This is a genomic window from Drancourtella massiliensis, from assembly GCF_016900655.1.
Classification (GTDB): Bacteria; Bacillota; Clostridia; order Lachnospirales; family Lachnospiraceae; genus Sellimonas; species Sellimonas catena.
Map to the genome: position 1 here is coordinate 30310 of NZ_JACJKH010000019.1, position 12236 is coordinate 42545.

Consider the following 12236-nt stretch of genomic DNA (forward strand, 5'->3'; position numbering starts at 1 on the left):
TTAGGGTCTGAAAATTCGTTGACCATGGTTTGTATGTAGTTTAAATCACCTGAGTTGTCACAAAAAGGCACCTCGCTTTACCTCCTTTCTGTATATCAGACTGATCTGTCAGATATGAAATAAGAACTGTTTTCACAGATTTGTTATTGATATGCATAATATGTCGAAAATTGGTACGTAATTCCTCTTCTGAGTCTGCATGTACTTTGAATCCTGAGTTTTGTAATACAGGCATCGGCTTGAAAAAACGGACAGTCCAGCCGCATCTTCATATTCCATTCAATCAGATCCAGCATCCGGAGCCGCAGCGTTTCTTTGGATTCCAGAAGAAACAGCATCTTCATGTAGTCATCGTACCCGAATCCGCTTTCTCCGGCTTCACTAGCTCCGGAGTCTTCTTTTGTCCCAAGCTTTAGCAGGCCTGAGAGACTCAGCTTCCATGTCTCTTTACTCTTGGCCGCCGGCACCTTTCCCCCGGCAGTCAGTGTCCGAAGATCCATCACGCTCTCCCCGTATGCCCAGGCCATCAGGATGATCTGGCAGACTACATCCGTCAGTTCCGGATTTCCCATCAGGGTACTTACTACACCGGCCAGCACTTTTGCTTCCGTCTTCTTCGTCTCGTCTGTCTGAAGATAGAAATAATTCGGTGCCATTCGGAGATTTCGGATTTTATCCAGTACTTCCTGCAGATTTTCCATGTCATCTGTATTTCCGCCGATCAGGTATTCCTGTTCGTATTCCAGCGGACGATTTTCTCCCGGACTGATATAGCTTCCAAAATGCTCTGGAATATAGGCAATAAAATACAACTTTTCGTTTCCCGTTTCTTCTGTGGCAGGTACATCTCCCTTGCCTTCCCGTCTCTCCCGACCGGAAATTCCCGGAGTTCCTTCCACACTTTTCTGTGAAATGGTCCGGTCTTTCGGCAGAACAATCTCCGTCAGTACTTTCCTTTTCAGCTTCTGCAAAATCCCCAGCGGATTTTCCGTCTCCTCCCCGCTTCCTTCGGAAGAGCCTTCCGATGTCCCGTGAGATGCCAGAATCTCATCCATCTTCTTTTCTGTCTCCTCTTCCTGCTGCTGATACTTTTCGGCCTCTTCTTCCTGTTTTTTCGCCTCATCTTCTTTCCCGGTCAGATCCTTGATAATATCGATTCCGAACCTGTTCTCCATATATCTGCAGACCTGATCCGCGAACTCCCGGCCTTCTCCGTCACTCAAAAAGCGGACGGCTTCCACCTGACTCTCTCCTGCAACCGCTCCATATACGGTTATACGGTTCAATACTCTTTCTTCCGAATAATTTCCTGTCTCGTACGTACCGTCCAGTCCGAAAAGATCATACTCTTCCAGAAGTTCCTTCTGATACTCCGCAAACAATGATTCCACCGCCCGCTCCGTGTCCGCCCGCCTGATATTCTTTGATGTCTGAATGGACGCACTCTCTAAAATCCCGGCTGTAAACGTCAGCAGAATCAGGATCAAAAGGCTCATCATCACTGTCAGCTGTGCATCTTCTTTCTTTTTTCCGGCCGGAATCATGTTTCTAAATCTTTCCGCTTTCACTTGTAATTTTATTGAAAATCGTCTGAACGAGCTCTGTCAGCTGGGTCTTGAAGATAATGACAAGTCCGATCAGTACAACGAGAATCAATATGATTTCCACCACTCCAATTCCACTTTCATCTTTCAGACATTCTTCTATCCTGTTCCAAATTCGTCTTGCATTCATCTGTAACCACAACATTTTGCAACCTCCTTTGTTTCCTGTCTTTGGATTCCTTCAAATTCCCATGCTCCAGAAGGCCGGTACAATAACAATGACCAGTACCACTGCCAACATCATGATCATCGGCACGAGAAGTTTCGTTCCTGTCTCCTCGCCCTTTCTCTTTGCCCGCGCTTTCCGGTCCTCAAAGGCATGAACTGCTTCCAGACTGAGCAGTTCTGTAATGCCTCTCGTTCCTTTTCTCAGATTCTGGGAAAGAAGAAGTCCAAGTCGCATATATTCCTGTATCTGACACCGTTTTCCGAAATTCTCATATCCTTCTCCTTCCGGTACACCTCCCTGCATTTCAAAACATGTCCGCATCATCTCCTCATAAGCCGGCCGTTTTCCCCCGGTCTCCCGTCTTTCCTGATAGTTTTCCACAATCTTGTACCATGCTCCTTTCACAGTCATCCCTGCACCGATCAGCAGGGAAAACTGTTCCAAAATCTCCGGATAATCTCTGAGAAGCTGCTCTTTTCTGGCTCTTGCCGCATCATTTACCTTCTGCCTTCTCCATGCAGCGGCCGCCACAAAGACCAGCACTCCCATTCCCATCACCTGATACCCGTTGACGGTTGACCGGTATCCCCAGGAAACCTTTCTTCCCGCAATTTCATCCGGAAGATACAGCGCTTCGTCCTCCCTGCTGATTTCGTTCTCTGAATCCACCAACTGCTCCAGAGCTTCTACGATCTCATCCGGATTCCGAAGCTTCGGCGGATACAGCGTCACTGTTATATCCCTCGTCCGCTCTACTGCTTCATCCGCTCCCTGATCAAAGCTTAAAACAGCTGTCAGCTGAACCCCGATTCCTTCTTTCGGGATTGCCTCCTTAAGACTTCCGTCTATACTTATGTACTGATAATCGTCCAGCGTCCATTGAACGGATACCGGATAATCCGGAAGAGAAGTCAACAGATTCAAATCTGACGTAACATACTCCAGATCCTGATTCTCTCCCAGAATTCTCTTTTCCAGCTTCTCTGCCTCGTCCGTAAGGATCTTTTCTGCCTCCTCTTTCGTATATCCCTGCTCATCCACCCGGATCTGAATCGGGATATCTTCATCCACTCCCTCGACCGTCGCAAACACCGTTTCATTCCGGCTTCCGCCGCCTTTCTGATTTCTTCCAATCTTCCCGTCTTTCACCGGCCTGTCCTGTCCCGTCCATATAAAAACGGCCACGCTGATTGTGTTGACAAGAAAGAAAAACCAGATTCCCTTTCTGATCCGCTTTCTTTTTTCCCTGTTTCTTATCTTCCCTTTTCCTGTTTTCCAAAGCAGGACCAGCAAAATTAAATATGCTGCTCCGGTCACTGCTATTGCTTTTATGTCCATCCTCTCACACCTCAATCTGTATCATACGAAACCCGGTTCCAAACGCTGCCAGATATAAAACGAGACATCCTGTCATGACCGCCCTGCCCGGGACTCCCTGATAAAGAACTTCCATAAATTCCGGAAAGCTGAGCATCATATAGGCGATCATTCCAAATGGAATTACTGCCATGACAAGAAACTCCATCTTTTTGGCGGAGATTACAGTTTCGATTTCCTGATTCAGCTCCTCCTTCTCCTGAATCTGAGAAATTGTCTGCCGGATCACTCTTGCCATATTTCCCCCGCTCTTTTTTACAGTCGCAGTGACCGTAACAAAATTTCTGACATCCTCCTGATCTATCCGTTCGGAAAACTCCTCCAGGATCCGCTCTACTCCAATATTCATCTTCATCTGCCGGATCATATAATTCCATTCCTTTAAGATCCGGTCCTGCTCCAGGTACATGATCCGCATTTCCTTTCCTGCTTCCAGCAGAGAATTTTCCAGAGAATATCCCACATTTAAGGCGGCGGACACCGACTGAAGCGCATCCAGAAACTGTCTTGTAAATTCTCTTTCTTTTCTTCTTAATTTTTCCTTTTCCCAGACATACAGAAATGTTCCTCCCACCGGGAGCAGAAGTACCAGTGCCGCCACTGTGGACCGGTAGAATAAAAGCGCTGTCAGCCCGGCCGCTCCCACGGCTCCAAGGCATCCTGTCAGATATTCTCCCTTTCTAATATCCTGCCGCCAGCAGTTTTTCTTTTTTCTGTAATTCCTCTTTTTTAACAAGACTTCCCCTCACTTTCCCGTGGCTGCTTCCTTTCTCCTGAAACTCATACAGTGTATGCATCTGTATTCTGCCTTCCTCATATCCAGTAATTTCAAGAATCTCAAGGACCTTCCGGGTCTTGTCCCGCATCCTTCCAAGATGGATGATAATATCAATCCCGGATGCTATCTGTCTTTGTACCGCTTCGATCGGAATCTCCATCCCCATGAGCACCATGGTTTCCAGCCTTCCTATCATATCCTTCGGACTGTTTCCATGACCGGTACTTAAGGAACCGTCATGCCCCGTATTCATAGCCTGCAGCATATCGATCGTCTCTGCGCTTCGCACCTCACCTACAATCACGCGGTCCGGACGCATCCGAAGTGCCGTCCGGATCAACTCACGGATATCAATTTCTCCTTCTCCTTCCATGTTGGCATTCCGGGCTTCCAGCCTTACGAGATTGGGCAGAGACTGTAATTTCAGTTCCGCGTTGTCCTCGATAGTAATAATCCTCTCGTCCTCCGGTATAAACTGGGAAAGGGCATTGAGAAATGTCGTCTTTCCGGAACCGGTGCCGCCGCTGATAAACATGTTGTACTTTGCCTTTACAAGCTTTTCCAGAAATTCCGCAGCTTCTTTGGAGATACTTCCCCAGGCAATCAGCCGTTTCATCGTAATTCCTTCTTTCGGGAACTTCCGGATTGTAATAATCGGACCGTTGAGCGCCACCGGTGGAAGCACCAGGTTGACCCTGGAGCCGTCCGGAAGCCTTGCGTCCACGATCGGTTCCGCCTCATTGACTGTCCGGTTGCAGCCGGAGGCAATCTGCTGCGCAATATCTTCCAGCTTTTTCCGGGATACAAATCTTTTTTCATACTGATAAATCTCTCCTCCCTTTTCCACAAAAATATTTTCCAGTCCATTAATCATGATCTCAGTGATCGACTCGTCCTCCAGAAGTTCCTGGAGAATATCCAGCTTTCTGAATGCATTAAACAGATCTCTACCAAATTCCATCTTCATCCGGAGCGGAATGTACTTGTCTTTGGTATACTCTTCCAGCACCTGATAAATCAATTCGACCAGTTCGCCATCTTCGATTTCTCTCGACAGATCCAGCTTCGCCATGACCTGCTCCTGCAGCTTTTCCATATGCAGTGTTCTTATCATACTGTAATGCCTTCTTTACACATATTTCCGGCTCCCCCTTCATCTCTGTCATCCGCGCCTTCTGCCGCAGCTTCCTGCATCCCATCAGTTCCAGTGTGTCAAAAAACTGCTCCAGTTTCCGCTCTTCGTCCTCGTCTTCGATATAGGGAAGGTACCACTCATCACACATCTTCAGAATTTCAAACAGGCCCTGAACACTTTCACTGAGATCGAGGATCATATTTTGATACGGACCTTTCTTCAGGATCTGAAGAATCAGAGAATTCCAGTCCTCCCATGCCACCTCTTTCAAATCCCGGCTCACCGGTATCGGATCCAGAACAGCCAGTCCTTCCTGATCCTGCACCATAGATGTCAGACGCAGCCCCAGATGATTCTGCTCCTGGCGGGAATAATAGAGAAGATCCGCCAGAGATGCGCTCTTTTCTTCCCTGTGCATTCCCCATCCGGGATATTCCTGCATATTAATATAAAGTGTCTCTTCATCTCTGGACAGCTCATATCCGAGTGCCCTCGCAAAACGTGTTTTCCCGATTCTGTGAATAGGAGAATAAACGACAATCAGACGCTGATTATCTCTGCGCGGCACCTGAAACAGGCCTGCACGGTCGTGATCCAGGCATACTTCCATGATCCTGGCAAAAATCTTATGGACGGACTGGTATTTATAGACCGGGACCTCCTCTTCCCCCACCTCTGCTCCTTCCTGACTTGTCAGCACAAATCTTCTGGCAGCTCTGCTTGTCTGCCTCTTCTCGTAGGGAATCTCATCCCCGATCAGCAGAAGTTCTGCTTCCTGAAACTCCTCCAGTCTTTCTTCCTGCTCAAAAGAGGTGCAGACCTGTACCTGAAGATCCAGCTCTTCCCTGTCGGCAATCATATCTGCAAGCCGCAGTACATACAACTCCTCTTCTCCGCATATAATCATTTGTCTGTTCATGAATCATTACAGCCGATTCGGCTCTGATATAGATAAGCGCTTTCCCGACGCTTTTCAAATAAGACTCCGGGTGATCCGGATAAAACAAAAGAATTTTGTTTTGTGATATGCATTATAGACCGGTTTAGGAGTTTTGTCCACCGGTTTTTTTCATTTCCCTGATCTTTGTGAAACTCTCACAAAATTTCCCAGCATACAATGCCATAAAGGAGCGCAACCCCAGGAAGTCCAAGGATTCCGCCTGTCAAAACGGTAAACGGATTTAATCCTACGGCAACCGGTATTTTCTGAGAATCCAGAAACTGATTCACAAAAAAGATAACAGCCGCACCAAGAACAGCCCGGACAATAAAGTTGATGATGATCTCGATTCCCTTTTCTTTCATCTCATACTCCCCGCTTCTTTTAGTACATTCTATTCTTCCAAACTGGTATTTTATTCCTGTTTTTGTACATACTATAACTATAACTTTAGGAAGGGAGGGATATCATGCCAACAAACACGAATCACCATTATGAAGCCGATGTTTATCTCAGAAGTTCTTATTCTGATCTTATAACGGAGATTGCACTTGTCAGGAAGGAGATCGAAGCTGCCGACAATCTCTTTCAAAACGCCTCTGATCCGGATTTGATTGACAGCTATATTTTTCAGGGGAATGCCGCCCGTAAACGATACAGTTTTCTTATCAAGCAGGCCAAACGAACCCCTGCATTAACATAGGTCCACCGAAAAAGGGACGTCAAAAACAACGTCCCTTTTCGCATAATTATTTCTATTCATCCGGTTATCATCCTGCATACCGGCAGAGCTTTTCTCCTGACAAAAATGATGTAAATCGCACATGCCGGTCCATCCAGCTGCCCATCACCCCTACACTTTTCCCCATTGTAAATGCCGCCAGAATCGTTCCGGCTCCCAATCCGTCCAGATGTCCCAGAAAAATTCCTGTCATTCCGGCAGTCACAGCCAGACAGATAACATCAAAAGAAATTTTTATTTTCGAATACGTGATTCCTGTAATCTGCTCCATCTCCCGCGGGAAAAGGTCCGTCGGCACAATCGGAAGACGGCATCGGTTTGACAACGCGATTCCGAAGCTGATCAGAAGATAACTGACAACAAAATAGATGACACGCCAACCGGTTGTCTCCGGCAGAATATGAATCCATAATTCATAAACGTCCAGTAATTCTCCGAACACAAATCCCACCACAAAGCTGAAAAGATATTCCGGGACAAAGCGTTTCCTCAAAATCATAAGGCTCAGTATCAGAAGCCCTTGAAACAGATAGGTCCATGTCCCAAGTGAAAGATGCGGAAAGACCTCCGAAAAAGCAAACGGCACACTGGAGATGGCAGATATTCCGGATCCGGAATACAACATCAGTACTACTCCAAACGTATTCATAATAACAGCCGCCACAAGTGCCGCTTCTCCTCTCCACACCGGTTTCTCAGCTTCCATCTGTTTCTCCCTCATTTTTTCTTTCCTCCTCATAAGATATCCTTGCACTTTCCATCCATTCAGTTTAGTATGGAGATAAATGGTTCGCAAATGAATAATTTGCATAAAGTTATAAAATTTTTTTATGATTTAGATGATACCGTTATGGAAGGGAAGGACGTGCCTGTATGAACTTATTTTATCTACGTTACTTTGTCACCCTGGCGCATGTACAGCATTATACAAAAGCAGCAGCGTAGCTCTGTATTTCACAGCCAAATTTAAGCCATGCAATCGCACAGCTTGAACAGGAGCTTGGGGTTCCCCTCTTTGAAAAAGGCGGGCGAAATACAACACTCACCCGTTTTGGCGAAGAATTCCTTGACTGCGCAGAACACACATTATCTACTCTGGATGCCGGAATGGAATCTATCCGACGCAGTGCACGGGGCGAAGGGCTGATCCGCCTTGGACTTCTGCGGACGCTGGGAGTCGAGTTTGTCCCTCGTCTGGCATCTGCCTTTTTAAAAGCACACCCCGATCTGGATCTCCAGTTTACCTTTCATACCGGGGTGACACAAAGCCTTCTGGACGGCCTTTCAAAGCGGAAATATGACCTAGTCTTCTGTTCTCATCCGCCGGACAGACTGAACTTCACAGCGGTTCCGGTACAGAAGCAGGATCTTGTTCTGATTGTCCCAAAAGGACATCCGCTTGCCTCCCGCCATACTGTTGACCTGGCCGAGACAGCTCCCTACCCACAGATCTTTTTTGATAAAAGCTCAGGTATCCGTGCCGTGGTTGATCAGATGTTTTCCGACATAAACACAGAACCAAAGATCGCCTACGAGACAGAAGAGGATCAGGTCATTGCCGGGCTGACTGCACAAGGCTTTGGTATTGCAGTCGTACCTTATATGGATTTACTCTTAAAGCTGGATCTCAAGATTCTGCAGATCAATACCCCCGCATGTGAACGAAATCTTTTTATGGTACACGACAGTCGCATCTTTCTGCCGCCATGCGTGCAGCATTTTCGACAGTTTGTACTTGACAGTACTGTCCTCCCCGGGCAGGAACTCATCTAGTTTTTTTATAGTTTCATCAGTATTTCGCATAATGAATAAAGAGGGGCATTCGGATTCCCTGGAATCTCAGAATGTCCCTCTTTATAGATACTTCCTGATCAGGAAGCAGAATTTATAATTTAATCTTTACTTCCCGGCCTGTCCGGTGATACTGATAGTATCTTACTCCTGCTGAATCCATCATCCGTTTTGATGCAATCACAGAGGCGGTGTCCTCATACTTGTCACAGTCATAAATTACTTCTTTAATGCCTGCCTGGATAATGGCTTTTGCACATTCATTACACGGAAACAGGGAAACATAAATCTTGGCTCCCTTCAAGCTGCCTCCTCCATAATTCAGAATGGCATTCAACTCGCTGTGGACCGCATACACATATTTGGTCTCCAGCGGATCATCCCCCTCCCTGGCCCACGGGTACTCATCATCGGAGCAACCATTCGGCAGCCCGTTATAACCCATAGAAAGGATTTTATTATCCTGGCTCACAATGCAGCATCCTACCTGGGTATTCGGATCTTTGGAACGCATGCCGGACAGCATGGCAATTCCCATAAAATATTCGTCCCAGGACAGATAATCTTTTCTCTTGGCGTTCATTTTATCACCTTCCTGCTATTTGGTTCCGAAGATACGGTCTCCTGCATCTCCAAGCCCCGGTACAATATATCCATGTTCATTCAGCTTTTCATCAAGCGCCCCAACATAAATGTCCACATCCGGATGATCTTCCCGAAGCTTTTCCAGTCCTTCCGGTGCTGCAAGGATACAGAGGAATGTCATATTTTTTACCCCTTTTTCCTTCAGCATGGTGAGCGCCTCGGAACTGGATCCGCCTGTAGCAAGCATCGGATCTACCACGAAGACCTCTCTTTTATCGCAGTCTGACGGCAGCTTGCAGTAATATTCTACCGGCTGCAATGTCTCCGGATCTCTGTAAAGACCGATGTGGCCGATCTTTGCCGCCGGAATCATCTTCAGAATTCCTTCCACCATTCCAAGGCCGGCACGAAGTATCGGGACAACAGCAAGCTTTCTGCCCGCCAGCTCTTTTCCCGTCATCTTGCAAATCGGCGTTTCAATCTCCACATCCGCAAGTTTCAGCCCTCTTGTCGCTTCATAGCACATCAGCATGGAGATCTCCTCAATGATCTCACGGAATTCTTTTGTTCCAACCTCTTTGCGGCGGATATAATCAATTTTATGGTGAACCAGCGGATGGTCCATTATATGTACTCTTCCCATTTTTCCTTTGCCTCCATATTCAGCTTTCTAGCCAGTTTTCTCATATAATTTTCCAACTCCATATAGGATTCCTCATATTCCTCCAGAGACTTTCCGTACATGGACTCCACTTCCTTTTCTTCTCCGATATATTCACCCAAAGTGAAGATGTTGCTGTGGAATCCATACTCTGTAATAATTTTTCTCTTCTGCGCTTTCTCCATTGTCAGAATCAGGGTATCCGGAGTAATATCTTTCTCCTCAAAAGGCAGGGCCTCATGCTCTGTCGTGTCCACACCATTTCTCCGCATGATTTCCTCTGCTTTCGGATTTAACGGCTCCGGAAACAGTACGATCATGCCCCTGGACTGAATATCATATTCCTGCAGAAGAATCTGCCTCTGCAGAAGGCGCTCTGCCATCGGGCCTCGACAGTTATCATCCTTGCTCACAAAAATGATCTTCCGGTATTCCTGCAGCTTGATAATCTCGGAGGCAGGAATCCGCTTGTGACCTGCCGCTTTTAATAGACGATTCATAATGGCGGTGTCGATTGCTTCTCCGAAAAACCCTTCACTGTAGATAATATCCACGCCTTCTTCGTCAAATTCCCTGAGAATTCCATACAGATTTTTCGTGATTGTCCGACGGTTTTCCCTGCTTCCGATACTTTTCACGGTTCCGTATGTATACTGACTCATCGTCTCCGCAGTAGCAATAATACCGATCCGGTATCCTTCTCCATTTTCTTTTTTCCCAAACATCGCCTTATCATATGCGAGCTGTTTGATCGCAAGAACTGTATCTGAAGGCTTCCCCTCGATCAGAATCATCTGCGCTTTCGGTGCATAATGACGGTATTTCATACCAGGAGCCTTTGGAGCCTGGCTGCTGTTCTCCGAAATCAGGGTCTGATCCATCCTGACCTCACCAATCACCTCTTCCAGCATTTCTTTCGTGACTGCACCCGGTCTTAGAATCATCGGCGGCACACATGTCATATCCAGAATGGTGGATTCCACTCCAATATTGACACTGCCTCCATCCAGAATCATATCGATCTTTCCGTCCAGATCCTCCGCAACATGCTGTGCAGTCGTAGGACTCGGGCGCCCCGATGTATTTGCGCTCGGTGCAGAAACATAACCTCCGCCTTTCCGGATCAGCTGTAGCGCAATCTCGTCGTCCGGCATACGCACCGCAACCGTGTCAAGTCCTCCCGTCGTTCCGTACGGTACTCTTTCGTTTTTCTTCAAAATCAAGGTAAGCGGGCCCGGCCAGAACTTATCAACAAGCGTTCTTGTTCCTGCCGGAATTTCTTCCACAATTCCATCCAGTGCATCTTTCTCTGCAATATGTACAATCAGTGGATTATCAGAAGGTCTGCCTTTTGCCGCATATGTTTTTCTCGCCGCCTCCTCATCAAGCGCATTCGCCCCCAGGCCGTAAACGGTCTCCGTTGGAAATGCGACCAGGCCTCCCTGCTTTATGATTTCTCCCGCTGTTTCCATGATCGTTTCATCGATCTGCATTCTGTCAATTTTTTCTATTCTTGTTTCCATAAATTTTATTATAACACACTCATCCTCTTTTCGGAACCCTTCACTGCAGACATTCCTCGATACCATCGGCAATCACTCTGGCCAGGGAATTTTGATAATCCTCCTCCGTCAGTTTCTGAGCTTCGCTTTGATTACTCAGAAATCCGCATTCAATAATCAATGTCGGGACTTCTGTACGTTTCAGAAGATAGTAAGTCGTATTGCCCTTTACCGGTCGGTTTTTTGTCCCCTCCAAGTTTTCCATCTGCTTCTGCACGACCGAGGCCATCTCTTCCCCCTCTTTCGAATGCTCATAATAAAAAACCTGAACACCGCTCACATCCGGCGAAGGATAACTGTTCTGGTGAATACTGACCGCAAGCGCCGGGGCCGTCTCATTAATCAATTCTACCCGCCGCTTTAAATCCTGCACCTGCTTATTATCAGCATTTTCATCATACAGCCCCTGATCCTCTTCCCGTGTCATCAGAACCGAAATCCCCCTGGCCTCCAGTTCCTCCTTCAGCTTCCCTGCAATTTGAAGATTAATATCCTTTTCAAGCGCGTCATTAACACCGACCTTCCCCGGATCCTTCCCTCCGTGTCCGGCATCAATCACTACATCCGCCTTCTGCACCTGTACTTCTCCCTGCGTCACTATACTCTCCACCTTCTGTATCCCGTACAACACAAAAACAAGAATCAGAAGTGCCAGCACCCACTTCACTTTATCCGCCATATTATAATCCCTTTGCGTTCCAGTCTTTAAAACAAATATATGAATAAAGACTGTACGATAGACTTTTCACCGGGGACGTGTTCCGATGAAAAGGAACCTGTCCCCGATGAAAAAAATCTGAAAATTCGAGTTTTGCCTTATTTTATGCGGGTTCCGAGCGTTTTTTTACCGTTTACGTCGTGTACCTGTGCACCGGAACACGTCCCCTACAGC

The 12236-nt window shown here is 46.9% G+C and carries 14 protein-coding genes and 1 pseudogene; 3 read left to right on the forward strand and 12 right to left on the reverse strand.

Annotation, left to right across the window (positions count from 1 at the left end; all coding sequences use genetic code 11):
- Positions 1–143: 143 nt before the first annotated feature.
- The 7 genes from H6A32_RS10865 to H6A32_RS10890 form a co-directional block, all read right to left on the reverse strand.
- Positions 144–1544: a DUF5702 domain-containing protein gene (locus H6A32_RS10865; RefSeq protein ID WP_204864339.1), complete on the reverse strand. Its 1401-nt coding sequence runs from the start codon at positions 1542–1544 to the stop codon at positions 144–146.
- Between the two features lie 4 nt (positions 1545–1548).
- The gene (locus tag H6A32_RS10870; protein WP_330616860.1) at positions 1549–1749 is read right to left on the reverse strand and encodes a Flp1 family type IVb pilin; all 201 of its coding nucleotides are present in this window, start codon (positions 1747–1749) and stop codon (positions 1549–1551) included.
- A gap of 36 nt (positions 1750–1785) precedes the next feature.
- Complete coding sequence (locus H6A32_RS10875) at positions 1786–3111, reverse strand: type II secretion system F family protein (RefSeq protein WP_204864340.1); 1326 nt, start codon at positions 3109–3111, stop codon at positions 1786–1788.
- Positions 3112–3115: 4 nt separating this feature from the next.
- Positions 3116–3886 carry a type II secretion system F family protein gene (locus tag H6A32_RS10880; RefSeq protein ID WP_204864341.1) on the reverse strand — a complete coding sequence of 257 codons (771 nt, stop codon included), beginning with the start codon at positions 3884–3886 and terminating at the stop codon, positions 3116–3118.
- Entirely contained in the window at positions 3831–4973 is a 1143-nt protein-coding gene (locus H6A32_RS10885) for a CpaF family protein (RefSeq protein ID WP_242960062.1), read from the reverse strand. The genes H6A32_RS10880 and H6A32_RS10885 overlap by 56 nt, the downstream gene beginning before the upstream one ends.
- Positions 4876–5982, reverse strand: coding sequence for a hypothetical protein (locus H6A32_RS16405; protein ID WP_242958839.1), 1107 nt, complete (start codon positions 5980–5982; stop codon positions 4876–4878). The genes H6A32_RS10885 and H6A32_RS16405 overlap by 98 nt, the downstream gene beginning before the upstream one ends.
- 176 nt (positions 5983–6158) lie before the next feature.
- The gene (locus H6A32_RS10890) at positions 6159–6368 is read right to left on the reverse strand and encodes a pro-sigmaK processing inhibitor BofA family protein (RefSeq protein ID WP_087166560.1); all 210 of its coding nucleotides are present in this window, start codon (positions 6366–6368) and stop codon (positions 6159–6161) included.
- 104 nt (positions 6369–6472) lie between these two features.
- On the opposite strand from H6A32_RS10890, the gene H6A32_RS10895 reads away from it, so the two are divergent.
- On the forward strand, positions 6473–6706 hold the full coding sequence (locus H6A32_RS10895) for a YaaL family protein (protein ID WP_087166559.1): 234 nt from the start codon (positions 6473–6475) through the stop codon (positions 6704–6706).
- 67 nt (positions 6707–6773) lie between these two features.
- Here the strand turns inward: H6A32_RS10895 and H6A32_RS10900 are convergent, their stop codons facing one another.
- Positions 6774–7466: a DUF6198 family protein gene (locus H6A32_RS10900; protein ID WP_138373676.1), complete on the reverse strand. Its 693-nt coding sequence runs from the start codon at positions 7464–7466 to the stop codon at positions 6774–6776.
- A 230-nt stretch (positions 7467–7696) separates the two neighbouring features.
- Here H6A32_RS10900 and H6A32_RS16905 point away from each other — a divergent pair.
- Together H6A32_RS16905 and H6A32_RS10905 are read left to right on the forward strand one after the other, a co-directional pair.
- A pseudogene (locus tag H6A32_RS16905) lies at positions 7697–7792 on the forward strand (LysR family transcriptional regulator); the annotation flags it as partial.
- A 60-nt stretch (positions 7793–7852) separates the two neighbouring features.
- Positions 7853–8518: a LysR substrate-binding domain-containing protein gene (locus H6A32_RS10905; protein ID WP_346342277.1), complete on the forward strand. Its 666-nt coding sequence runs from the start codon at positions 7853–7855 to the stop codon at positions 8516–8518.
- Between the two features lie 112 nt (positions 8519–8630).
- Here the strand turns inward: H6A32_RS10905 and H6A32_RS10910 are convergent, their stop codons facing one another.
- From H6A32_RS10910 to H6A32_RS10925, 4 genes are read right to left on the reverse strand one after another with little or no spacing between them, the layout of a single operon-like run.
- On the reverse strand, positions 8631–9119 hold the full coding sequence (locus H6A32_RS10910; RefSeq protein ID WP_087166557.1) for a deoxycytidylate deaminase: 489 nt from the start codon (positions 9117–9119) through the stop codon (positions 8631–8633).
- A gap of 15 nt (positions 9120–9134) precedes the next feature.
- Positions 9135–9764: a uracil phosphoribosyltransferase gene (gene upp, locus H6A32_RS10915; RefSeq protein ID WP_087166556.1), complete on the reverse strand. Its 630-nt coding sequence runs from the start codon at positions 9762–9764 to the stop codon at positions 9135–9137.
- Entirely contained in the window at positions 9746–11305 is a 1560-nt protein-coding gene (locus tag H6A32_RS10920) for an L-threonylcarbamoyladenylate synthase (protein ID WP_087166910.1), read from the reverse strand. The genes upp and H6A32_RS10920 overlap by 19 nt, the downstream gene beginning before the upstream one ends.
- A gap of 40 nt (positions 11306–11345) precedes the next feature.
- Entirely contained in the window at positions 11346–12023 is a 678-nt protein-coding gene (locus tag H6A32_RS10925; protein ID WP_204864342.1) for an N-acetylmuramoyl-L-alanine amidase family protein, read from the reverse strand.
- Between the last annotated feature and the right edge of the window lie 213 nt (positions 12024–12236).